This is a genomic window from Paractinoplanes ovalisporus, assembly GCF_016834655.1.
Taxonomy (GTDB): domain Bacteria; phylum Actinomycetota; class Actinomycetes; order Mycobacteriales; family Micromonosporaceae; genus Actinoplanes; species Actinoplanes ovalisporus.
Genome location: NZ_JAENHP010000004.1, coordinates 171461 through 193450 on the forward strand (window position 1 = coordinate 171461; position 21990 = coordinate 193450).

The window sequence follows — 21990 nt, forward strand, 5'->3', positions numbered from 1 at the left end:
CCACGCTCGTTCCGCATGACAACTTCGAAGCCTGTGGATAACGTCCGCATTCGTTCCCGTGTAACGGATCTCTCACTGGCCGAAGAGGACAGACCGATACCGATCACACCGAATAGTCACTGCGCGTAGGAGGCATGTCACTCGCTCCGTCACGGTGATCCTTCACCGCCAGGACCTGGTTGACCCCGATACGTGACTGCTCGAAGGCGAGCGCCGACGCCGCCATGTAGAGCCGCCACACGCGGGCCCGTCCGGGCGAGGTGAGCCGCACGGCCGTCGACCAGTCCGACTCCAGGTTCGCGACCCAGGCCCGCAGCGTGCGGCCGTAGTGCTCCCGAAGCGCATGCACGTCGCGTACCTCGAAGCCGGCCTGTTCGAGGATCGTGACCGTGGTGCCCACCGGCGCCAGTTCACCGTCGGGGAAGACGTACGCGTCGATGAAGCTGCGCGGCTGGTGCGGCTGTTTCGGCGGCAGGTGCAGCCGCGAGATCTGGTGGTTGAGCAGCCGCCCACCCGGCTTGAGCTGGGCATAGAGGATGGCCGCGTATTCCGCGTAGGGCTCGGTGCCGACGTGTTCGGCCATGCCCACGCTGGAGATCGCGTCGAACGGCCCGTCCTCGAGGTCGCGGTAGTCCTCGACCCGGATCTCGACCCGCCCCTCCAGCCCGGCCTCGGCGACCTGCTTGCGGGCGAACTCCGCCTGCTCGGTCGAGAGCGTGATGCCGACGACCCGCACGCCGTACTCGCGGGCGGCGTGGATGGCCAGGCTGCCCCACCCGCAGCCGACGTCGAGCAACCGCTGTCCCGGCTGGAGGCCGAGCTTGCGGCAGATCAGGTCGAGCTTGTCGCGCTGGGCGTCGGCCAGGTCGTAGCCGGGCTCGCCGGACGTCCAGTAGGCGCAGGAGTAGACCATGCTGGGCCCGAGCACGAGCCGGTAGAAGTCGTTGCCGACGTCGTAGTGGTGGCTGATGGCCTGCCGGTCGCGGCGCTTGCTGTGCCGGGTGCCGGTGACGACCATCTCTTCCGGCGGTGGCTTGGGCTGGGTGCCCAGCACGCCGAGGCGTACGAGATCACCCGCGACGGCCCGGATCGGCACGTCCTTGATGTCCGGGGACCGCCAGACCAGCGCGGCCAGGCGGTTGAGGATCTCGTAGAGGTCGCCCTCGACGTCGATCTCGCCGGCGACGTAGGCCCGGGCCAGGCCGAGCTCGTTGGGCTGCCACATCAGGCGGCGCAGCGCACGGCGGTGGCGGATGACCAGGACGGGCCCGTCGGCGGGACCGGCGGTGGAGCCGTCCCAGGCGCGGATGCGTACGGGAATCGGGGTCTGGAGCAGCGCCTCGAGGACGCCCTGCAGTTTTGTCGCGGTGGTGGTGAAGTGGGGGATCGTGGTCGCCATCGGAACCTCCCGGGCGCTGCATCGCGCGAGGTGAATCATGGAACCGATTCACTATCCGCCCGACGCGGCAAATTACATAAGATGCTTTTGTAGTTTTGTGATGGAGGACTCATGCGGTGCGCATGAGCGGACTCACACTGCGCGCATGACCCGTTCGAGACTGGCCAGTCTCATGGGTCGTGCCTGGTCACGGCGGCTTTCGGTGAGGGCCTCGAGAACGGCCCGACGCTCCCTTTCGGACAGTACGCCCGCGAACGGTGACGCGGAACGCAGCCGGACCGCGTATTGGGCCGGGGAGGTCAACGCGTCGAGCACGGCGGCGGGTTCGCCGGCCAGCAGCACCTCCCACCGGTCGAGCCATTCCCATTCGCTGCCGCCCGGGTGCAGGCGTCGCAGCCGGCGGATGTTGATCTCGGCGAGGGCGAGCACGGCCGCGGGCGACGCGGCGAGCCGGGCCGCGATGGCCTGGTGCAGCCACAGCTGTTCGAGTTCGGCCCGGGTGAGTACCGGGTGGATCAGCGCCTCGACGTCGGCCCGGCGCACCCGTCGGTGCGAGCCGATCACGACGTACGGAAGGAGGCCGCGGGCGCAGAGGTCCAGCACCCGGCGCCGCGAGAACCTCAGCAGGATCGCGGCTTCACCGATGGTGAGCAGATCGCCCGTGCGCATCGTCACGCGTGGATATTGGCGCGTACGCGATCGCCGATGCAACAACCGAACGGCTATTGACTCTTTCGCTGACCGGTTGGGACCTCGCTGAAGAGATACGTCCGTTCCTGGAGCATCTCCAGGCTGAGCCGTACGCCCGTAAGCCGCTCAGCCAGCGCAAACCCCGCCGCCGTAGGGTCCGCCGACCCACCCAGTCCCGCCGCCGCGATCTGTGTCCCCAGTTCCGACGCTTTCGCCCCGGTGCGCCGACCGGCCTCCATCGGATCGAGAGCGAGCTGCACCGCCTCGTCCTCGAGAACCAGGAACCGCCCCCGCCCGTCCGCCCCGCGATACAGACAGACCACGGTCGTCCCCACCGAGAGCGGCCTCAGCAACTCGTCCGCGAGCCCCAGCGTCCCGTTGTCCTCGACGACAAGCGACCACGAGTCATCAAGCCGCGAAACCCCGAAGTAGTACTTCTCGATGGCCCCGCGCTGCCCGTCCCCCGCCCCCACCATCTGCTGCCACCCGATGCGCTCGAGCTCCTTGGCGCCCATCCGCTCAAGCACCTGAGCCGGCCGCACGTTGCCCACCCAGACAAAGCAGAACCCCTTACGCAGATCCCCCACCTGCGCAAACCAGGAGTAGTCAGCCGCAACAGCCTCCCGCCCCAGAGCAACCGAGGACGGCGACGGCAACGATGGCGCCGGGGCCGGGGCCGGCTCGGACCCACAGCCCGCCAGCACCCCACCCGCCATCAACGTAAGAACCGCACGCCGTCGCACGGCGCCCAGTAGATCAAACGTCCACAACCCACGAGCCCCCGGACCCGGTCGACATATCCCCGGAGGAACGCAAAAATCCCCCCGGCTTCAGCCGGAGGGATCTATGTGTGGAGCCCAGGGGACTTGAACCCCTAACGACGGATCGTGGACATTTCGGCGCGCGTATCGCCTTTGATCTGGCGCTTGGTACAGGCGGTTGTCGGCGGTAATCGCGCGCTGTCGGCTTTTATCTGGGCCGGATCTGGGCCCGATGATCTTTCGGCAACGGAGGGGGCCGAGGCTTCCCGGGGCGCGGGCTCTGCCCAATCACATCGCGCGGTGGCCGGCAAGCACGCCCCACCGCTTGCCGGCCACCGCGCGATGTGACTTGCCTACGGCGCGTTCCTGGAAGCCTCTTCCCGAGCGCCCGCCGGAGGCAGGTCTCTTCGGGGTTCGGGGCAGCGCCCCGGCCGCCGGAGGCAAGCTCGTCGACTCTACGGCGGGGAGGTAGCTTCGCGCTGAGCGCGCGGTCAGAGTCCTTGACGTCGGGCTCAGGACGCTTCCGCCTTTGTCGAGCGGGAGCGCCTACCTCGCTCTGACCCAAGGGAGCCGTGATCGGAGCAGTCCCCTCGCCGGTCCTGCAGTCGCCCGTACCGGCACCAGTCAGAGCAGGTCACTCGAACGCCCTTGCGAGATAGACGTTTTCGCAGCTCAAGGTCGGTCCGAGGTTGTTCCCGGTCAGATAAATGTCGTACCTTGGTCATACTGTCAAGTCGTGGCTTGACTGACCGGACTATCCGGTCGATCGTTGCGACATGGAAGGGGCCCCGCGCCCATGGATCCGGTCAGAGCCGGGAGCGGGACCCCAGGTAGTAGGGATAGGTAGTTGGTGGACCGGGTTGGGGCGTCTTCTAGTTGGCGCTAGAAGAGTTCCAACCCGTTCACCGCGGTGACCAGAGTGGCCAGAGCACCGGTGAGAGCGGCGATCGCGTAGAGCACGCGAACGAGGATCTCCCACCATCGCGGCCGACGGGGCCGGTCGGGCATTGCACCTCCTTTCTCGTAGGAACCTCCAGAGAGTCCCAGACTCCCCTGACAAAAACGAGGCTCAGCGGGTCTCGGGCCGGATGACTTCGGTACGCGGGGTGAAACTCCTGCTGGGAGGGGGTCCCAAGTAGACGTCGCCATGCTGTCAGAGGCCGTACGAATCCGGAAATGGCCGGTGGCAACGGTGTAATTCGTTGCCGTTCCGTGATAAACGACGCGCGAGCTGACCGCCCGGGAAATGGCCTAACCAGCGTCGGTCCCGTCGCAGGAAGACGAGCTGCCCACGGGATAAGACGTCTTAACACTGTGGTGAGGGCACCGGTTTTGCTCCAGACCTCAAGAAGCCCGGCAGTCCCCTCCGGGGTGACTGCCGGGCTTCTTTGTGTCCGCTGGTAGCTGGCGTTGCGCGGCCGGGTCGACGCCGAGAGCGAAGCGGCAAGGCGTCGATCCCGTGCCGCGCCTTGAAGACGTATAGAAAGTTCTCACCGCCGAAGCGCCAGTCATTCCCCGGTTGCCTGCCCTCTTGACTACTGGCCGTATGGTCGATCGGTGACTGAGCCCGAGGCGCCAGACGAGCCCACGCCGCCAGTTGTGCGCCCGTCGGGCCAGTCTCAGATGAAGACGTCGTGGCGCTGGTTCGCTGGATTCCTCGGCATCAGCAGTCTCGGCGCCGGGGGCACAGCCGTGTTCACTACGGACGTCGAGGCGGGTCCCGTCGCTCTTTTGCTCGTCGGCGCAGTGTTCTCGCTCGTGTCGATGAGCGGGAGACTCCCGAGCAGGCTGAAAGTCGGCGACAACGAGGCCGAGTGGCAAGCCGTCGAGCAGTACATCCAGGAAACCGTTGCCGAGGCACCGCCAGAGGAAAAGCCTCAGGAAGCGCGCCGCGCTGCAGAACTAAGCCGGGCTGTTCCACAGCTCGCGGGGGTTTCGGCGGAAGCTGTCGAGGTAGCGGCGTTCTACGCGTTCGCGCTCGAATCCCTGCGTGAAGCGGTAGAAGAGCTACCGTCGGTCCGGTTGATCGACAGCGCCATCGCGGTGAAAGGTGATTATGGGTTCGATGCAGGCGTGGAAACAGTCGATGGCAAGCGGCGGATCCTGATCGCCCTGAAGCTTCAGTTGGTACCGACGCCATATTTGCGCCGAACATATCTTCGGCAAGCAGAAAACTTGCGACCCACCGATCATATTCTCATCGTGGCCAAAGCCGCACCGAGCCACGTATGGCTGGGGCTCGAAAAAAATCGAATTCACGTGATCGAGATGAAAGACATGAAGTATCAGAATTCTTCGGACATACCTCGGCTGCGATCGGCTATCGAACGGCTGTTGGCTCAGTAGACGTGGTGCCCTGGATGACCTTCGAAGAGCAAACAGAGGTTGTCGTCTACGTCAACCAATGGATCATCCACGCGTAGGGCGGGACATGCCGGTAGCGGCTTGATCTCCGAGGCAAGGAGTGTCCAGTGTGCCCACCATTGCGTGTCACCGGAGTGCTGAGCGATGCTCGCGTGCGGCCCGACGTGCCCTACCTCCAGGCTGCACGTCAGAACTGGCTCTATCCCGTAGCCGGGCATCGGAAGTGTGGCCAGCCACTCAAGTTGCTGGCGGGTGAGGTTGACAGCGGCGGGGCACTCCAGGCTGGGCGTCGTCATCGCTCAGCGCTGGCTAGCGTCGCCGTCGAGAAACTGGACTCCATCGTGGTGTCGGATCACGGGAGACGAGTCGAAGGCGAGCGCGTCGCGAACGCGAGTCTTGAACGTTCCGTCTAGTTCGGCGACGACACGGTCCGCCGGCCACCATTCGGCGGCTACCGACTCCTCGGTCGGACCGGGCGACCCCGCGATCGGCCTAGCCTGGAAGACCAGGGCCACGACGCCAAGCTTCATGTTCTTGTAGATCCCGGTCAGTCGGGTTGGCTCGACCGTGACGCCGGTTTCCTCCGCGACTTCCCGCCGTACGCCGTCCTCGATGACCTCGTCTAGCTCTAGCACCCCGCCGGGAAGCTGCCAGGCAGCGTTATCGCGACGCTGGATGACGAGGACTTCGCCTTCGTCGTTCGTTACGACAGCGGCAACGCTGACAGAGTGCCGGGGTGTGTTTGCCATCGCGGGTCTACTCCTCGAATTGGCAGAAGGCGGCGGTCGAATCGTCGTGTCGCTTGAAGCGCGGGTACCTGACGTTGCTTTGGTCCTCGTTCTCGATCTGGCGTACCAGGCTGATCAAATGCCCTGGGCCTTCGAGACCGAGCGTGTCAAGGAGCGTCTTCCAGTCCATGATCCTGTATAGGTCAACGGCGCACGATGCACCGTCGGTCAAAAGGGCGGCGCGCCGCACCCTTTTCGAGCCGGTAAGCGGCAAGTCCCCGACTACCGCCCTATATGCAGCCTCCGGGTCCGACCCCGCGATCCAATAACCGTCGGGCTGATTCACCAGGTTGTACTTACCGGGCGTATGGCCAAGAATTGGCGCCTGCGCGGGCTCCTCCGCGTACGCCTTCAGGCGCAGCCGTGTGATGATCTCGGCGAACCGCTCATCCGTAAACGTGGTTACCTGCGACCCTTGGTCCACCACGAGCGTGCAGTCCGAGAGAATCAGGTACTCCAGCCTTTCGCCACAGACACGTACAAGGCAGACAGCGGCGGCGGGCGTCGCTGGGTTGGCCAGATCGCACTGCCCACCGTGGTCGTCTCGGACGCGAGTGATCGCAGCTGCGAGAGCGGGCGACAAGCCGACAGCCGGCTCTTCGTCGATCACCTCTCGTAGGCGTGCCGTCAGGCGTTGCACGTACCAGGCAGGGCCGTGCGCGCACCCGGTTTCGGTGTCCCTCGGCTCCGTTACGCCGTCGAACACCCCTACGACCTGGCCGAGATGAATTGCCGCGTCCTCGTTCTCGGCCCGATTCGGTGCGGCCTGCGAGGCGAGCGTAACCCGCATCCCGCTACTCTCCTTGGGAATGCTTGTCATCCCACGCATAGTGCAGGGTCCATACGTGCCCCGGCATTACGTGCACAGTGACGGCGATCGGTAGATTCCGGGCCGTGTAGGCCACATGCCAAATCTGGAATACTGGCTGGAGCGGCTCCAGGTCCAGCGTTCGCTGTTCCGGCTCGGTCGGCATGCGAACCGTAATTTCTTCCTCAAACCGAACGGGGCCGTGCCCTAAATCTTCCAGCCGCCCGTACGATCCGCCCGGCCCGGCATTCGGCTGCATTAGAGATTCGCAGCCCTCTGCAATTTCCCAGGGAATATATGAGTCCGCAATCTGCGTAGGCTCGTCATTCGCGTATAGGACCCTGCTACGCAGGAGCGACGGCGCGTCCTGCGAGATCTCAAGAGTCTTGGCAACATCGGCCGGGGTCTCAGCTTTGCCGATACGCCGGTAATCCGTCCTTGACTTGAGGTTGAGCTTGCGCACTTCAACCTCACCCGCTCCGGTCCCTTCCCTGCGAGCCGCATACCGGGCTTGGGCGTCGCGGCGGATACGGGGTAGTGACCGGACCACACTGCCGGCCCCTCGCCGCACTCTCACATCGCCCGATGACCGAAGAAGACCGACTGCTCGGTTGATCGTGACGCGAGAGACGCCCAGCTCCTCAGCAAGACGATCCTCGCTAGGGAGAAGTGCGCCGGGAGTATAGGTGCCGTCCTGGATGCGCGAGCGCAATAGATCGGCGATTTGTACGTATTGGGAACGAGATGGCTCGATCACGCACCCTCCCCGCTCCCTCGTAAGACGTCTTACCCAAGTCTAGACACTGCGCGCGCCTGCTGCCTTAGCCAGGCTCGGCAAGTTTTTGGCTCCACCGCGTCACATATAGGACGTCTTACGTCTTGCGTTTATCCGGTGACTCGCAGTAGCTTGAGGAAAGACGTATTACGTCTATCGGGCTACCGCCCGACGAAGAAGGCCCCGGCGGGCTGCCACCCACCGAGGCCAGACATCGATCCACCCGAGTGAAGGGAGTCAGTCGATGCTGTCTCAAGGTACCTCTCTCAAGGCCCGTGACCGTGATGGAGCGGGCAGCGGTTCTGCGTCGGTGACGCCGTTGTTCGGCGTTGACGAGGTGGAATCGCTCAACTTCTGTGAGTGCGCGGTGGCGTTGGACGCGGCCGGGGTAGTGCTGCAGGAGTTGTCGTCGTACGACGCGATCGCGTGGACGGCGGCGGTGGGCCTGGCTCGGCTCGGCTTGGCCGAGGTGCAGTCGCGTGCGGCGAATGACTGCCAGTTGAACTTGCTGCGGATGGACCGGGTGATCTGCTCGGACACGCTGCGGGTCCGTCGGCGTCGGCTGTGGTCGTCGCTGAGCGCGCGGAAGACCGCGCTCGACTTGGCCCACACGTTCAAGAGCCGCCACACGCGTGCCGCGTTCTGGGCGCGTAACGGTATGCCGAACACCGACCCGTTCGGTGTGGTGCACGTCGACGTGTACGACAGCACGGCCACAACCGAGGTCGTACCGGTGCCGCTCGACACCGTGGTGGTGGCGGCATGACCGACCTGCTGGCTCCGGCCGTCACACCGTCGTCCGGCGGCGAGTTGACCGGGCTGCGTCTGACGTTGCCTCAGTTCAACTATGCCGGGTTCTGCCGGGTATGCATCCGCCAGGACTGCGCCGACCCCGGCTGCGCGGTCCAGTGGCCCCGCTACCGGTGGGAACTGTGCCCCGACTGCGGGGGAACCTGCTTTTCGACGGTGACCGGCGTGTACTGCGCCGAGTGCATCGACGGCTTGGTCGAAGTCCGATGACCAAGCTGCGGGAACTGCGACTGTCCCAGGGCTGGGACCCGGTCCAACTGATCGGTCACATGAAGATCGCGGCCGACCGTGACGGGATCCGTCTGCCCGCCGTCTACCTACTGGTGCGGCTCCTGTTCCTCTGGGAGAACCACCGCGCCCCCATGCCCGCCTACTACGTGAGCTTGCTCGACCGCATCTACGACGGTCAGCTCACCCATCTACCCCGCACCACTTCGACTCCCGTCGGAGCGCGGTGAGCTAGATGGCCATCCGAGCCGCCTCCACCCGCCCGGCCGCCCGCACTCGTGGTGCCGCCGCCGGTCTCCCGGCCGCCCCGCCGGCTGTCCTGGCCTGGCCCGTTTACGCCTGCCCACCTGTCCGGCTGCGGCCGGTGCCGAGTCTCGCCCGTCCCGCCATCGACACCCCTGTCACCGAGCCGGACGCTGCCCAGACCACGACACCCCGCCACCAGCCGGCCACGGTGACGCGGGCGCTTCACAGTGCCCGGAACCAGGATCTGCCCGCGGTCCGCACTCGGGGAACCGTCGTGCCGGCCACCGCGTTGCCGGGTCCGACCGGGTCTGCTGTCGGTGGCTCGGTCGTCCGTATCCACACCGTCGCCGGTACTCGCAATCGCCTGGATAGCTTGCGATGACTGTCTCGACGCTCAGCGCCACACCCGAAACCACCACGGTTTCGGGTGCGGCCCCGTACGCCGAGCCCACCACCGCGATGCGCCTCGAATGGCTCGCCCGCTCTACAGACCTGCACGCCCAAGCCGTAGCCCGTGCGGCCCGCGACGACTTCCCCGCCTGGCTCAGCCACGTCCAAACCGCGTCCGCATGCATGCGGCCGGTCCGGCTGGCCGGAACCATCGCCACCGTCGAAGCCGCCACCGGACGACTCCTCGCCGAACGCCACACCGCGGACATGCCGGACGGGGTGATCTACAAACCTTGCGGCAACCGCCGTGCCTCGGTCTGCCCGTCGTGTTCGAAGCTCTACCAGCGCGACGCCTACCAGGTCGTCCGGTCCGGTCTCGTCGGCGGCAAAGGCATCCCCGAGGACGTGGCCCGGCACCCGGCGGTGTTCCCGACGTTTACCGCGCCCTCGTTCGGTGAGGTCCACACCCGCAACGTCAAGCGGCATACGTGCGCCCGCCGGGCCGACTGCGACTGCCGTCCGGAACCGTGCCACGCCCGCCGCGACTTCATGGTCTGCGAGCACGGCGTCCGGCTGGTCTGCTTCGCCCGCCACGCGGCCACGGACCGCAACCTCGGGACCCCGCTGTGTCTCGACTGCTACGACCATGACGCCCAAGCCGTCTGGAACCTCACCGCAGGAGAGCTGTGGCGCCGGACCACGATCGCCATCAACCGCTACGTGCGGCGGCTGTGCCGCGCCCGCGGGATCCCTTACGTGGCAACGTTTTCCGCCTCAGGCAAGCTGCGTGTAGTGCCGCCGGTACGGCTGTCGTTCGGCAAAGCCGCCGAGATGCAGCGACGCGGGAGCGTGCACTTCCACGCCATCGTCCGCCTCGACGGCGTCGACCCGGCCGATCCGACCGCGATCGTCTCGCCGCCCGTGGGGATCGACGCTCAGGACCTGGTCGACGCGATCGACCACGCCGCTGCGACGGTCGGATTCACCACCGACCCGCACCCGGCCGCGCCCGAGGGCTGGCGGATCGGCTGGGGTGACCAGATCCTGACCAAGGTGATCACTGTCGCCGCCGATGGCGAGGTCACGGACGCCCAAGTCGCCGCCTACCTGGCGAAGTACGCCACGAAGTCGACCGAAGTCACCGGGCACGCATCGACGCGGCTGACGGACGAGACAGTCAACGTCTACGCCGACCCGGACGGCACGCACACCGAACGGCTGGTGGAAGCGTGCTGGATGCTCGGCCGTCCCCGCGAGTGGTGGCGGCTACGCCGGTGGGCGCACATGCTCGGCTACGGCGGCCACTTCCTCACCAAGTCCCGCCGCTACTCGATCACCTTCGCCCTGCTACGCAGCAACCGCATCGCGTTCCGCCGAACCCAAACAGCCGGCCCCGACACGGCCGAACCCGCGGGCGAACCGACGACCCTGATCGTCAACTTCCTCGAGTTCGTCGGCTCCGGCTGGCGCACCCCAGCCGACGCCATGCTCGCCAACACGTCCGCTCAGATGGCCCGAGAGCACCAGAACACGGCCCGCGAGTACCTGACCAGCCGCGCGGCCTGACCGGCCGGTTGACCGTCAAGGCAACCCGGACGGTGTTCTTTGACAACTCCACAGCGCTAGGGGAAACCCACCCCGGCCACTTCTGTGCCCTCTCCGTGGCTCTCAACCCGATTCCCGGAAGGAACCCCTCGAATGACTGCACGACCCCGGCCGCTGATCGCGGTACGGCTCGTCGGCCCGGCCGACACCGTCGCCGCACACAAGGCCCACCTGATCGAACACTTCCAACACCTCTACGGCCCGACCGCTGACTACCGGTCCACAACCCGGCACGGCTCCCACCAGGGAGAGTGCCGCACCTATCTCAGCGTCACCCAGAAGGAGACCAGAACCATGACCCCGGAACCGTTGCAGCACAACGAAAACCCGACCTCGAAGCGACAGGAGAACACCCGATGAACGCCACCGTCTACACCTTCCCCGACCGGCCCCAGCCGCCTCCGGACACCGGCACCGAGCACCCCGCCCCGGTCACCCAACTCGGCGGCAGCGGGGTCTACACCGTCAAAGAGGTAAGCCAGATCCTCCGGATCTCGCTCGGTGGCACCTACGCCCTGATCCGTATCGGCGAGATCCCCGCTAAGAAGCTCGGCGGTCGCTGGGTTATCCCCAAGCGCCGCTTCGCCGAATGGCTCGACTCCTGCGTCGGGGACCGGGAGCCTGAAAGGCGGTAGCCCACCGTGGGTGTTCATGACGTCTGGTTCAAGACCAAGAAAGGCCCGAACGGCCAGCGGCTCAAGACCGCCAAGTACGGCCGGGGTAAGCGTTGGCGGGTGACATACACCGACGCCGCGGGTGAACCGCGCGAGCAGATGTTCGAGCGAGAGGACGACGCCAAGAACTTCGACGCCGCCTGCCGGACCGGCATCGCGCCGGAGGTCCGACTCGAACACAGCGAACGCAACGTCACGTTCCCGTCGTACGCGGACCGATGGCGCGAGGCTCGGGTCATCACGTGGGGCATCGAGACCCGCGGCCGGATCGAGTCGAACATCCGGCTGCACCTCAAGCTGGCCTTCCCGGGGATCTTTCGCGCGGTCACGCAGACAGAGGTATTGATGTGGCTGACGCGCAGCCTCGCGGACGGGGTCGCGCCGTCCAGCGTGCGGCTGTACTTCGAGCTCTTCGACGCAATCTGTGCAGCGGCAGTGGTCGACGGGGCGCTCCCGGCGAACCCCTGTGACGGGATCAAGCTGTCCCAGGTGTTCCGGGGTCTGACCCGCACGCCGAAATGGGTGCCGAGTGACCAGGACGTCATCCGGCTGTTCGAGGTGGTGCCCGAGCGGTACCACCTCGTGCTGCTGCTCGGCGCCGGTGAGGCCCTGCGCATCGGCGAGGCCCTGGGCGTGGAGGACGGGCCGCGGTGCTTCGAGCCCGAGCACGGCGAACTGCACGTGGTGCAGCAGCTCGGCTACGAGCCGAGCGAGTACGAAGGCGGGCACCACCTGCGGCTGCCCAAGGGCGTGCGGACGTTCGATCCCGCGAGCAGCACGGTCGACCTGGATCCGATGGTGGCCCGGGGCCTGGCCTGGCATCGGCAGCAGTTCCCGCCTGTCGAGGTGGAGATGCTGGATCTCACCGCCGGGCGGCCGGTCCGTCGCCGCGTGCCGCTGTTGGTCACCACGACCCACGGGAATCCGTTCACCGACCGCACGTGGTCGGGTGAGTGGGTCAAGTGGCGGCGGTTGGCCGGCTGGCCCGAAGACCCGAAGCACAGCGGCTTCCACGCCCTGCGGCACTACTTCGCGACCAAGCTGATCGCCGAACGCGTCGACCCGAAGGACGTCCAGCGGGCGCTGCGGCACGCCACGCTGCAGCTGACGTTGGAGGTCTACGTGCACTTCTGGCCGCGGGCCGAGCGCCGCCGCGGGATCGTCGGCGAGGCCCTTAAACCGATCATCGGGGGACGCTGGTGATCGGGGCCGATCTGGGCCCGGATCTGGGCCGAAAAATCTTGGTATCGCATCGGGCCTGCTCACAGGCCTTCTCTTGTGGAGCCCAGGGGACTTGAACCCCTAACCCCCGCCTTGCAAAGGCGGTGCTCTGCCAGTTGAGCTAGGGCCCCCAAACAACCAACCAACAGTTACCGAAGGTCAGGAGCGGTAGTCGCCTCATGCCAGAGCGCCCGCTCATCACTGGACGCCTTGACCTTCTTGAAGATAAGGGCAGCCGCCCCCACCACACCAGCAACAATCAGGAGCTTCTTGAACATCTAGCTCTCCTAGGATGCGGCCGACCAAAAGCAGTAGTTCTTGCTTCGTGGCGAGGCCCCCGATGTGGCCGAAGGCCACGAGTCACCACCGTGACCGACCCGCGAAGAGCGGCCACCGCACCGTGGGGTTTCAGGGGGCTCGGCCCCCTGAGCCAGCATGACGAGCGGTCACCGTCTGCGCTTTCCGCAGACAAAGAACACCCGCCGCTCGTGGGGCTAGCTGGAATCGAACCAGCGACCTCAGAGTTATCAGCTCTGCGCTCTAACCGACTGAGCTATAGCCCCTCAAGTGCGACACCGAAGGTTACCGCACAGGGTCGGGAGCCACCAAAACGGGGGTGGCCCCCTGACCCGTGTTCGTCGGTCAGTCCCGCTCGGCCAGGGTCAGCTCGACCCCGCCCACCAGGTCGGCGCAGACGTTGTAGATGAACGCACCGAGCGTGGCCAGCGCGGTGAACAGCACCACGTTGACCGCGCCGATCAGCATCGACGTGCCGATGACGCCCCAGGCGGTGATCTGGAAGCCGCCGCTGGACGACCCGTTCTCACTGCCGGTGGCGGTCACCAGCTCTTTGAGGCTGGTGTTGACCTCGCCCCAGACACCCATGGCGTCGAGTGCGAGATAGAGCACCGAGGTGGCCACGACCACGACGATGAACAGCACCACAGACACGGCGAACGAGAACTTCATCACGGACCAGGGGTCGATCCGCTTGAGGTTGAGCCGGGCCCGCCGGGGACCACGCGCGGCCGCCGACGTGACCGTGGACCGCGCCGACCGGACCGCCTCGGTGACCCGGGCCGCGCCGACCGCGGCGGAACCGGTGGCTCCGCCGGGAACGCTGGCCGGGCGGGCCGCCTTGGCCGGTTCTCCGCCGGGCCGCTGCTGCGGGCCGGCCGGGGCGCCGGGTTTGTTGCCGGCCGGCGGCACGCTGACCCGGCCCGAGCTGCTGCCGGGGGCCGCGCCCTTGCCCTTGGTGACGGTCGGCACGCTGGCCGAACCCTTCACGCCCCCACCGGGACGCTTCGAGTCTTGACCGTCGTGGTCGGCGGGCGGCTCACCCGGCGGCGGGGCCATGCCCGGCGCGCGGGTGAACTTCGGCGTGGCCGGGGCGTCAGCGGGGGCTGCCGCACGAGCCGCGGCGCCGGCTCCGTTCGGGGCGGCGCCGTCTTTCTTGGCCGCCTCGTTCGGAGTCGCTGAGCCTCCCGTGGCCCCCGACTTCGCCTGTGTCTCCGGCATCAACTAGTCCTGTTCGTCAGGCTCGTCGGCATTGCGAGCAAGCGCCACGATGGTTACACCTTCTGGGAGGTCCATCAGCTTGACCCCCATTGTGTTCCGATCCCGCGTGCGCCGTACAGGCTTCACGGGAGTCCGGATGACACCACCATTGCTGGTGATGGCAAATAGTTCATCCTCCGGGTCGATCACGAGTGCCCCCACCAGTCCACCACGGCGCTCCGTGATCTTCGCGGTGAGGACGCCCTTGCCGCCCCGGCCCTGCACGGGATATTCCTCGATCGGCGTCCGCTTCGCATACCCACCGTCGGTGGCGACCAACACATCCATGCCCTCCCGGACCACTTCCATGGCCAGGAGCTCGTCGCTGCCGCTGAAGCGCATGCCGATGACGCCCGAGGTGGCCCTACCCATAGGACGCAGCGCCTCGTCGGTTGCGTTGAATCGGATCGCCTGAGCATTTTTGGAGACGAGCAGAAGATCGTTCTCCGGTGCCGCCAGCGTCGCGCCCACCAACTCGTCGTCCTCCCGCAGGTTGATGGCGATGATGCCACCGCTGCGGTTGGAGTCAAATTCCTCGAGCCGGGTCTTCTTCACGAGCCCATTCTTGGTGGCGAGCACAAGGTACGGCTCGACCTGGTAGTTCGGGATCTGGATGACCTGGGCGATGTGCTCGTCGGGCTGGAACGCGAGCAGGTTCGCGACGTGCTGACCCTTGGCCACCCGGGCCGCCTCGGGAAGCTCGTACGTCTTGGCCCGATAGACGCGGCCCTTGTTCGTGAAGAACAGGATCCAGTCGTGGGTCGAGATCACGAAGAAGTGCGACACGATGTCGTCCTGCCGCAGCGTGGCGCCGCTCACACCCTTGCCGCCGCGCTTCTGCGAGCGGTAGAGGTCGACCTTGGTGCGCTTCGCGTATCCCGTACGTGTGATGGTCACCACAACGTCTTCGCGGGTGATGAGGTCTTCCATCGAGACCTCGCCGTCGAACGGGATGATCTGCGTACGACGCTCGTCGCCGTACTTCTGCACGATCTCGCCGAGCTCCTCGGAGACGATCGCCCGCTGCCGCTCCGGCTTGGCCAGGATGTCCTTGAGGTCGGCGATCTCGAGCTCGATCTTGGCCAGCTCGTCGATGATGCGCTGGCGCTCGAGGGCGGCCAGGCGGCGCAGCTGCATGTCGAGGATCGCGGTGGCCTGCACCTCGTCGACGTCGAGCAGCTGCATCAGGCCCTGACGCGAGTCTTCGACCGTCGGCGAGCGCCGGATCAGGGCGATGACCTCGTCGAGCATGTCGAGCGCCTTGACCAGGCCGCGCAGGATGTGGGCGCGCTCCTCGGCCTTGCGCAGACGGAAGGCCGTACGCCTGCGGATGACCTCGATCTGGTGGTCGACGTAGTAGCGGATGAACTGGGCCAGGTTCAGCGTGCGGGGCACGCCGTCGACCAGGGCCAGCATGTTCGCGCCGAACGTCTCCTGCAGCTGGGTGTGCTTGTAGAGGTTGTTGAGCACCACCTTGGCGACCGCGTCCCGCTTGAGGACGATGATCAACCGCATTCCCGTACGCCCGGACGACTCGTCCTTGATGTCGGCGATGCCGGTGAGCTTGCCCTCCTTGACCAGCTCGGCCACGCGTTCGGCCAGGTTGTCGGGGTTGACCTGGTAGGGCAGCTCGGTGACGACCAGCTGGGGACGGCCGCGCGGGTCCTCCTCGACCTCGACCACGGCCCGCATGCGGATCGAGCCGCGGCCGGTGCGGTACGCGTCCTGGATCGCCTGCCGGCCCACGATCAGCCCGTACGTCGGGAAGTCGGGACCCTGGACGAGCTCGAGCATCGCTTCGAGCGCGGTCGCCTCGTCGGAGTCCGGGTTGTCGAGCTGCCACTGCACGGCGGCCGCGATCTCGCGCAGGTTGTGCGGCGGGATCTTGGTGGCCATGCCGACGGCGATGCCCTCGGAGCCGTTGACCAGCAGGTTCGGGAAGCGCGCGGGCAGGATCGTCGGTTCCTGCGTACGACCGTCGTAGTTGTCCTGCATGTCGACGGTGTCTTCGTCGATGTCCCGCAGCATCTCCATGGCGAGAGGCGAGAGCTTCGACTCGGTGTAGCGCATGGCCGCCGGCGGGTCGTTGCCGGGCGAGCCGAAGTTGCCGTTGCCGTCGATCAGCGGATAGCGCAGCGACCACGGCTGGCCCATGCGCACCAGGGCGTCGTAGATCGACGAGTCGCCGTGGGGGTGGTAGTTGCCCATCACGTCGCCGACGACGCGGGCGCACTTGACGTAGCCGCGGTCGGGCCGGAAGCCGGAGTCGTACATCGCGTAAAGGATCTTGCGGTGTACGGGCTTGAGGCCGTCGCGGACGTCGGGCAGCGCGCGGCCCACGATCACGCTCATCGCGTAGTCGAGGTAGGAACGCTGCATCTCGACCTCGAGGCCGACGGGCTCGACCCGCTGGGCCACGCCGCCGGTGTCCGGGGCCTCGTCGCCGTCGGGCGCTTCGGGAGTGTCAGTCACTGTTAACCCTTACTCAAGGTAAAACCAGACATGTACGGCGAAACTACGCATCCTGCTGTGGATAACGTTGTGGAAAGCCCGGGGACGCTGTGGATACAGCTCCCCCGGGCGGCCATCTAGATGTCGAGGAACCGCACGTCCTTGGCGTTGCGCTGGATGAACGAGCGCCGCGCCTCCACGTCCTCACCCATCAGCACGCTGAAGAGCTCGTCGGCCACTGCGGCGTCGTCGAGCGTCACCTGGCGTAGCGTCCGGGTGGCCGGGTCCATCGTCGTGTCCCACAGCTCGTGGAAGTTCATCTCGCCGAGACCCTTGAACCGCTGGATGTCGTCCGGCTTCGCGTTGGCCTTCTTCTGCTGACGCAGGGCGATCAGGCCGTCACGCTCGCGGTCGGAGTATGCGTACTGCGCGTCGTCGCCCCGCTTGTTCCACTTGATCTTGTAAAGCGGCGGGGCGGCCAGGTAGACGTGGCCCATCTCGACCAGCGGCCGCATGAAGCGGAACAGCAGGGTGAGCAGCAGCGTCTGGATGTGCTGGCCGTCGACGTCGGCGTCGGCCATCAGCACGATCTTGTGGTAGCGCAGCTTGGCGACGTCGAAGTCCTCGTGGATGCCGGTGCCCAGCGCCGTGATCAGCGACTGGACCTCGTTGTTCTTGAGGACCCGGTCGATGCGGGCCTTCTCCACGTTCAGGATCTTGCCGCGGATCGGCAGGATGGCCTGGATGCGGCTGTTGCGGCCCTGCTTGGCCGAACCGCCGGCGGAGTCACCCTCGACGATGAACAGCTCGGACTCGCGCGGGTCGGTGGACTGGCAGTCGGCCAGCTTGCCCGGCATCGAGCCCGACTCGAGCAGCGACTTGCGGCGGGCCAGCTTGCGCGCCTGCTGGGCCGCGATGCGGGCCCGGGCCGCCTGGTCGGCCTTGGTGATGATGCTCTTGGCCTCGGCCGGGTTGCGGTCGAACCAGTCGGCCAGCTGCTCGTTCGCGACCTTCTGGACGAAGCTCTTCATGTCGGTGTTGCCGAGCTTGGTCTTGGTCTGGCCCTCGAACTGCGGGTTGGCCAGGGTCACCGAGATGATCGCGGCCAAGCCCTCGCGGATGTCTTCACCGGAGAGGTTCTGGTCGCCCTTGAGCAGCTTCTTGTCCTTGCCGTACCGGTTGACGACGCCGGTCAGCGCGGCCCGGAAGCCCTCCTCGTGGGTGCCGCCCTCGTGCGTGTTGATGCGGTTGGCGAACGTGTAGACCGACTCGCCGTACGACTCGTTCCACTGCATCGCGATCTCGACCGCCATGCGGGCCTCGTTGTCCTCGGCCTGGAACTCGATCACGGTCTTGTGGATGGCGCTCTTGGTGGCGTTGAGGTGGCGTACGAAGTCGGCGATGCCGCCCGCGTACATGAAGGTGACCTTGCGCGGCTCACCGTTGTCGTCGGCCGACTCGGCCCGCTCGTCGGTGAGGTTGATGGTCAGGCCCCGGTTGAGGAACGCCATCTCCTGCAGCCGGCGGTAGATCGTCTGCCAGTCGAACTCGACCGTCTCGAACACCGTCGGGTCGGGCCAGAACTGCACCATGGAGCCGGTGGTGTCGGTGGCCTCGCCCTTCTCCAGCGGGCCCGGCTTGGAGGCCGTGTAGTGCTGCCGGTAGACGTTGCCGGACTTGTTGATCTCGACGAACATCTTGCTGGAGAGCGCGTTCACGACCGACACGCCGACGCCGTGCAGACCACCGGAGACCGCGTACGCCTTGCCGTCGAACTTGCCGCCGGCGTGCAGCACGGTCAGCGCGACCTCGACGCCCGGCTTCTTCAGCTTGGGGTGCAGGTCGACCGGGAAGCCGCGGCCGTTGTCGGTGACCGAGACACCACCGTCGGACAGCAGAACCACGTCGATCGTGTCGCAGAAACCGGCCAGCGCCTCGTCGACCGCGTTGTCGACGACCTCCCAGACGAGGTGGTGCAGACCGCGTTCGCCGGTGGAGCCGATGTACATGCCCGGGCGCTTGCGAACCGCCTCGAGCCCCTCCAGCACGGTGATCGAATCAGCACCGTATTCCTTGTTCTCTGCCACCCTCGGCCACTTTCTCGTGACGGGCCCCGGAGGGCCACGCACGGGTTCGGCGGGCGCGCGGCGGGCGGCGGCAGGCATGGTGAGCCACAGGCGACAACCCGCGGGGAGGAGCGAGCGGACCACCGGTGGAACCGTGCACGCCGGTCGCCGCGGCAGGCCCGCGGATCGTGATCGGCTGGAAAAACCGCGTAGCGTGACGACACAGGTCCGTTTAGTCCCGGACGGGACCGAACCGTGACCGTCACACAGAGGTTTTCCCGGTCTTCATCGATTCTACTCCGCCGAAGCGAGTTGGCGAGGGTACGGCACCCCTTCCGGGTGCCTGAGATTGCCGCAGACGCGACGAGGGTCGCTCCCCAGTCTCCCCCTACACGGAACGGGGGCCCCGCGCAACGGCAAGTGATCCGGGCGTCGACCGCCGCGACACGCCGGCTACCCGCCGTCGCCACGCACTGCGACACTGCCTCCCAACGACAGGCGTTTGTGTCGTAACCTCTGCCCGCGCGGGTCGGTGAATGGCCGGACGGCCGCGACGCTGGTCGAGGAGGGGTGGCCCCCACATGGCGCACGACAAGGGGCTGGAGAACGTCGCGGTGCACTGGCCGCGGACGAATCAGTACTACGACCCGGTGGCTCCCGCCGAGTTCGTCGACTTCGGGGCGATCGCCGACGCGCCCGAGATCGCCGCGCCCACCGGAGCCCTGGCGCTGCACATCGCCAAGACCGGCACGGTGCGCGCCACGGCGTACACGGAACTTGTTGATCTTCTGCTGGGTCTCGACGGCGTGCTCTACGCCACCGACGCCGCGGCCGAGGACGAAGATCCGGTGATCGACCCGGACGGCTGTGCGTGGATCGCCGGCGGCCTGGAGCGGTTCGTCGAGGGCCACGAGCAGCACGGCGACCTGGTCACGTTCGACTCGGTGGCCGCCGTCATGCGCAACGCGGTCGCCGCCGGCCGGCTCGCCGAGCAGCAGCTGCGCTGGCTCGACCAGCGGCTGTCGGCCCTGCGCGACGACGCCGGCAACGCGCCGCACTGGAGCTTCGCGCGCTCCGAGCTGGCCATCCTGGCCGGTTTCTACCGTCGCTGCGCCGAGCGGGGCTTCGCGGTCTTTGCCGACTACTGAGCCTTTCCGCGACCGGGAGGCGGTGTTGCGCGGCATCGCCCGCAACCCCGCCGCACCGGTAACTGTGCTGCTCAGCCTGCTGGAGACGGCCCCCGAAGCCCTCCGCCGGGCCCTGCCGCGACGCGCCGATGTGCCGCGCCCGCTGCAGGAAGCGATCATGGCCGGGGGCCGGGCCGGCGGGCTGCTCGGCGCCCTGGCCGATCACCCGGCGACCGATCCCGATCTGCAAAGGCGTCTGCTCGCCACGCCCGACTGGCGCCTGCGGGTGCGCGTGATTCCGCACATGCGGCTCACCGACGACGAGCTGGGGACGCTGCTGACCGAGGTCGCCGAGCTGCGGCCCGAAGACCTGCTCACGCCGGCCGAGGCCTTCGGCGAGCTGGAGTTCCTGACCAGGCACGACCCCCGGCTCCACGCCGCGGCCGCGGTCCATCCCGATCCGCGGATCCGGTTGTATGCCGTCTGGATCCCGGAACACCTGCCACGCCTGCTCACCGACCCGGTGGACGAGGTCCGGCGGGCCGCCGAACGGCAACGGGACGAGAACAGCCGGCTCCGGGAACCCGCCGATCTGCCGTCACATCACAGCCACGGGTTCTGGTGGGTGCTGCAGCAGCCGCTCTCGCGGGCCCTGGTCGATCAGGTGCTGTCCGATGAGCAGGCGCTCTACTTCGTCGGGCCCAACCCGTCGACACCGCCCGACGTGGTCGAGTCGCTGCTCCGGCACCCCTCGGCCCGAGTGCGGCGGCGCCTCGCCGAACGGGCCGACCTGACCGGGGACCAGCTGCTGGTGCTCGCGGCCGACCCCGACGCCGGTGTGCGGACCCGGGTGTCGGTGCATCCCGGCCTGACCGAGGAGCAGCGGGCCGGCATCGACATCGACGTCACGACGGTGCCGGAGGACGGGCATTACGGGCCGGCCCGGACGTGCCCGGCTCACGACCAGCCCCGGCACGGCGATTCCCGGACGCCGTCGTGGGAGGACGCGCTGCGGTGGGCGCGGTCGGTCAATCCGCTGCTGCGGCGGCGTGCGGCCCGCCATCCCGAGGTCACGCCGGCCACCGACGACCCCGATTTGGGCGTACGGGTCCTGACCGCCCTGCACAACCCGGCCGCGCCGCCGTCGCTCCTGGTCGACTGCTTCCTCGCGCACGACGGCTGTGGACGGGTCCAGCTCGGTGCGCACCCGCGGTTCCCGGTCGAAGGGCTGGCACGGTTCGCCGACCACGACGATCCCGCGGTACGGCGGCTGGCGGCGCGCGATCCACAGGTCGATCCACAGGTGGTTGCGCGGCTGCTCGGGGACCCGTCCCGTCGCGTACGGGAAGCAATGAGCTCTTGCCCACAGCTGCCGGTGGACCGGATCCTGGCCTTGCTCAACGACCCTGACCTGGCCGAACACGCCGCCGCGAACCCGTCGCTGCCGATCGGGCGGGTCTATCAGCCGTAGGTGTCGCGCGGGCCCCGGCCCTGCACGCGGCGCGGGCCCTTGTTCCACGACGGGGCGGCCGGGCCGTGGATGTTGAGCTTGGTGACGACGTTGTGGCCGACCTCGCCGGCGATGTTGCGCAACAGGGTGGCCGCGAGCAGGCGCAGCTGCGTGGCCCAGGCGGTCGACTCGGCCTCGACCGTGAGCACGCCGGCGTCGAGCTTGACCGGGCGGCTGTGCGCGGCGATCTCGGGGCCGACCACCTTCTCCCAGGCGCCGAAAACCGTGGCCTCGGCCTTGGGGCGCTCCCAGCCGCGGGCCTTCATCAGGCGTTGCAGCATGTCGCCGAAGAGCTGGGGGTCGCGCGGGTCGGGGCCGGGACCGGAGTAACCACGGAGGCGCCGGCCTGATCCTTCGCCGGTGCCGGAACGGCGGCGGGGATTACGGGCGGCGGCATCCCGGCGCTTGGCGAGCGCGGCGTCGAGCACGGCCCGCGCCAGCTGAGGCCCGGAAGCGCCCTCAGAGCCCTCCTGAGCCTCCGAACCGGCCGGGGCCCCGCCCGCACCATGGTCGACATCCG

At 67.4% G+C, this 21990-nt stretch carries 22 protein-coding genes, 2 tRNA genes and 1 pseudogene; 10 read left to right on the top strand and 15 right to left on the bottom strand.

Annotated features, from left to right (window positions below; translation table 11 throughout):
• Positions 1-103: 103 nt before the first annotated feature.
• The 4 genes from JIG36_RS14935 to JIG36_RS53245 form a co-directional block, all read right to left on the bottom strand.
• Entirely contained in the window at positions 104-1399 is a 1296-nt protein-coding gene (locus tag JIG36_RS14935) for a class I SAM-dependent methyltransferase (RefSeq protein WP_203376892.1), read from the bottom strand.
• Positions 1400-1531: 132 nt separating this feature from the next.
• Positions 1532-2068, bottom strand: a complete 537-nt coding sequence (locus JIG36_RS14940; RefSeq protein WP_203377405.1) for a helix-turn-helix domain-containing protein — start codon at positions 2066-2068, stop codon at positions 1532-1534.
• 53 nt (positions 2069-2121) lie between these two features.
• Positions 2122-2805: a DUF6461 domain-containing protein gene (locus tag JIG36_RS14945; RefSeq protein ID WP_236047229.1), complete on the bottom strand. Its 684-nt coding sequence runs from the start codon at positions 2803-2805 to the stop codon at positions 2122-2124.
• Positions 2806-3732: 927 nt separating this feature from the next.
• Complete coding sequence (locus tag JIG36_RS53245) at positions 3733-3858, bottom strand: hypothetical protein (RefSeq protein ID WP_268919609.1); 126 nt, start codon at positions 3856-3858, stop codon at positions 3733-3735.
• Positions 3859-4407: 549 nt separating this feature from the next.
• Here JIG36_RS53245 and JIG36_RS14950 point away from each other — a divergent pair.
• Positions 4408-5196 carry a hypothetical protein gene (locus JIG36_RS14950; protein ID WP_203376894.1) on the top strand — a complete coding sequence of 263 codons (789 nt, stop codon included), beginning with the start codon at positions 4408-4410 and terminating at the stop codon, positions 5194-5196.
• Positions 5197-5513: 317 nt separating this feature from the next.
• Here the strand turns inward: JIG36_RS14950 and JIG36_RS14955 are convergent, their stop codons facing one another.
• The 4 genes and pseudogenes from JIG36_RS14955 to JIG36_RS54645 form a co-directional block, all read right to left on the bottom strand.
• Complete coding sequence (locus tag JIG36_RS14955) at positions 5514-5963, bottom strand: NUDIX hydrolase (RefSeq protein ID WP_203376895.1); 450 nt, start codon at positions 5961-5963, stop codon at positions 5514-5516.
• A gap of 7 nt (positions 5964-5970) precedes the next feature.
• Positions 5971-6822 (bottom strand): hypothetical protein, encoded by an 852-nt coding sequence (locus JIG36_RS14960; protein ID WP_203376896.1) that lies wholly within the window; start codon positions 6820-6822, stop codon positions 5971-5973.
• A complete protein-coding gene (locus JIG36_RS14965; protein ID WP_307872719.1) occupies positions 6797-7273 on the bottom strand; it encodes a GntR family transcriptional regulator in 477 nt (158 codons plus the stop codon). Before JIG36_RS14965 ends, JIG36_RS14960 begins: the two co-directional genes overlap by 26 nt.
• Positions 7274-7366: 93 nt before the next feature.
• Positions 7367-7567, bottom strand: a pseudogene (locus tag JIG36_RS54645) (GntR family transcriptional regulator); the annotation flags it as partial.
• A 262-nt stretch (positions 7568-7829) separates the two neighbouring features.
• Here JIG36_RS54645 and JIG36_RS14970 point away from each other — a divergent pair.
• From JIG36_RS14970 to JIG36_RS15000, 7 genes are all read left to right on the top strand, one after another.
• Positions 7830-8351 (top strand): hypothetical protein, encoded by a 522-nt coding sequence (locus tag JIG36_RS14970; RefSeq protein ID WP_203376898.1) that lies wholly within the window; start codon positions 7830-7832, stop codon positions 8349-8351.
• Positions 8348-8605 (top strand): hypothetical protein, encoded by a 258-nt coding sequence (locus tag JIG36_RS14975; protein ID WP_203376899.1) that lies wholly within the window; start codon positions 8348-8350, stop codon positions 8603-8605. The genes JIG36_RS14970 and JIG36_RS14975 overlap by 4 nt, the downstream gene beginning before the upstream one ends.
• The gene (locus JIG36_RS14980) at positions 8602-8853 is read left to right on the top strand and encodes a hypothetical protein (protein WP_203376900.1); all 252 of its coding nucleotides are present in this window, start codon (positions 8602-8604) and stop codon (positions 8851-8853) included. The genes JIG36_RS14975 and JIG36_RS14980 overlap by 4 nt, the downstream gene beginning before the upstream one ends.
• A 394-nt stretch (positions 8854-9247) precedes the next feature.
• Positions 9248-10825 (top strand): replication initiator, encoded by a 1578-nt coding sequence (locus tag JIG36_RS14985; protein ID WP_203376901.1) that lies wholly within the window; start codon positions 9248-9250, stop codon positions 10823-10825.
• A gap of 132 nt (positions 10826-10957) precedes the next feature.
• A complete protein-coding gene (locus tag JIG36_RS14990; RefSeq protein ID WP_203376902.1) occupies positions 10958-11224 on the top strand; it encodes a hypothetical protein in 267 nt (88 codons plus the stop codon).
• A complete protein-coding gene (locus JIG36_RS14995) occupies positions 11221-11499 on the top strand; it encodes a helix-turn-helix domain-containing protein (protein WP_203376903.1) in 279 nt (92 codons plus the stop codon). The genes JIG36_RS14990 and JIG36_RS14995 overlap by 4 nt, the downstream gene beginning before the upstream one ends.
• A 6-nt stretch (positions 11500-11505) precedes the next feature.
• Positions 11506-12741, top strand: a complete 1236-nt coding sequence (locus tag JIG36_RS15000) for a site-specific integrase (RefSeq protein ID WP_307872720.1) — start codon at positions 11506-11508, stop codon at positions 12739-12741.
• Positions 12742-12817: 76 nt separating this feature from the next.
• Here JIG36_RS15000 and JIG36_RS15005 read toward each other — a convergent pair.
• The 6 genes from JIG36_RS15005 to gyrB all read right to left on the bottom strand — a co-directional run bounded on the left by JIG36_RS15005 (position 12818) and on the right by gyrB (position 18854).
• Positions 12818-12890: transfer RNA gene (locus JIG36_RS15005), tRNA-Ala, on the bottom strand.
• Positions 12891-12908: 18 nt separating this feature from the next.
• A complete protein-coding gene (locus tag JIG36_RS51880) occupies positions 12909-13037 on the bottom strand; it encodes a DLW-39 family protein (RefSeq protein WP_215795213.1) in 129 nt (42 codons plus the stop codon).
• A gap of 211 nt (positions 13038-13248) precedes the next feature.
• Positions 13249-13322 (bottom strand) — tRNA-Ile (locus tag JIG36_RS15010).
• A 79-nt stretch (positions 13323-13401) separates the two neighbouring features.
• Complete coding sequence (locus tag JIG36_RS15015) at positions 13402-14277, bottom strand: DUF3566 domain-containing protein (RefSeq protein ID WP_203376904.1); 876 nt, start codon at positions 14275-14277, stop codon at positions 13402-13404.
• Positions 14278-14280: 3 nt separating this feature from the next.
• Positions 14281-16788, bottom strand: coding sequence for a DNA gyrase subunit A (gene gyrA / locus JIG36_RS15020; RefSeq protein WP_203376905.1), 2508 nt, complete (start codon positions 16786-16788; stop codon positions 14281-14283).
• A 116-nt stretch (positions 16789-16904) separates the two neighbouring features.
• A complete protein-coding gene (gyrB, locus tag JIG36_RS15025; protein WP_307872721.1) occupies positions 16905-18854 on the bottom strand; it encodes a DNA topoisomerase (ATP-hydrolyzing) subunit B in 1950 nt (649 codons plus the stop codon).
• A 560-nt stretch (positions 18855-19414) separates the two neighbouring features.
• Between gyrB and JIG36_RS15030 the strand changes: the two genes are divergently transcribed.
• Complete coding sequence (locus JIG36_RS15030; protein WP_203376907.1) at positions 19415-19981, top strand: hypothetical protein; 567 nt, start codon at positions 19415-19417, stop codon at positions 19979-19981.
• Entirely contained in the window at positions 19968-21431 is a 1464-nt protein-coding gene (locus JIG36_RS15035; protein ID WP_236047075.1) for a hypothetical protein, read from the top strand. Before JIG36_RS15030 ends, JIG36_RS15035 begins: the two co-directional genes overlap by 14 nt.
• On the opposite strand, the gene JIG36_RS15040 is transcribed toward JIG36_RS15035, so the two are convergent.
• Complete coding sequence (locus JIG36_RS15040) at positions 21422-21910, bottom strand: DciA family protein (RefSeq protein ID WP_203377408.1); 489 nt, start codon at positions 21908-21910, stop codon at positions 21422-21424. The genes JIG36_RS15035 and JIG36_RS15040 overlap by 10 nt on opposite strands.
• Positions 21911-21990: the final 80 nt, after the last annotated feature.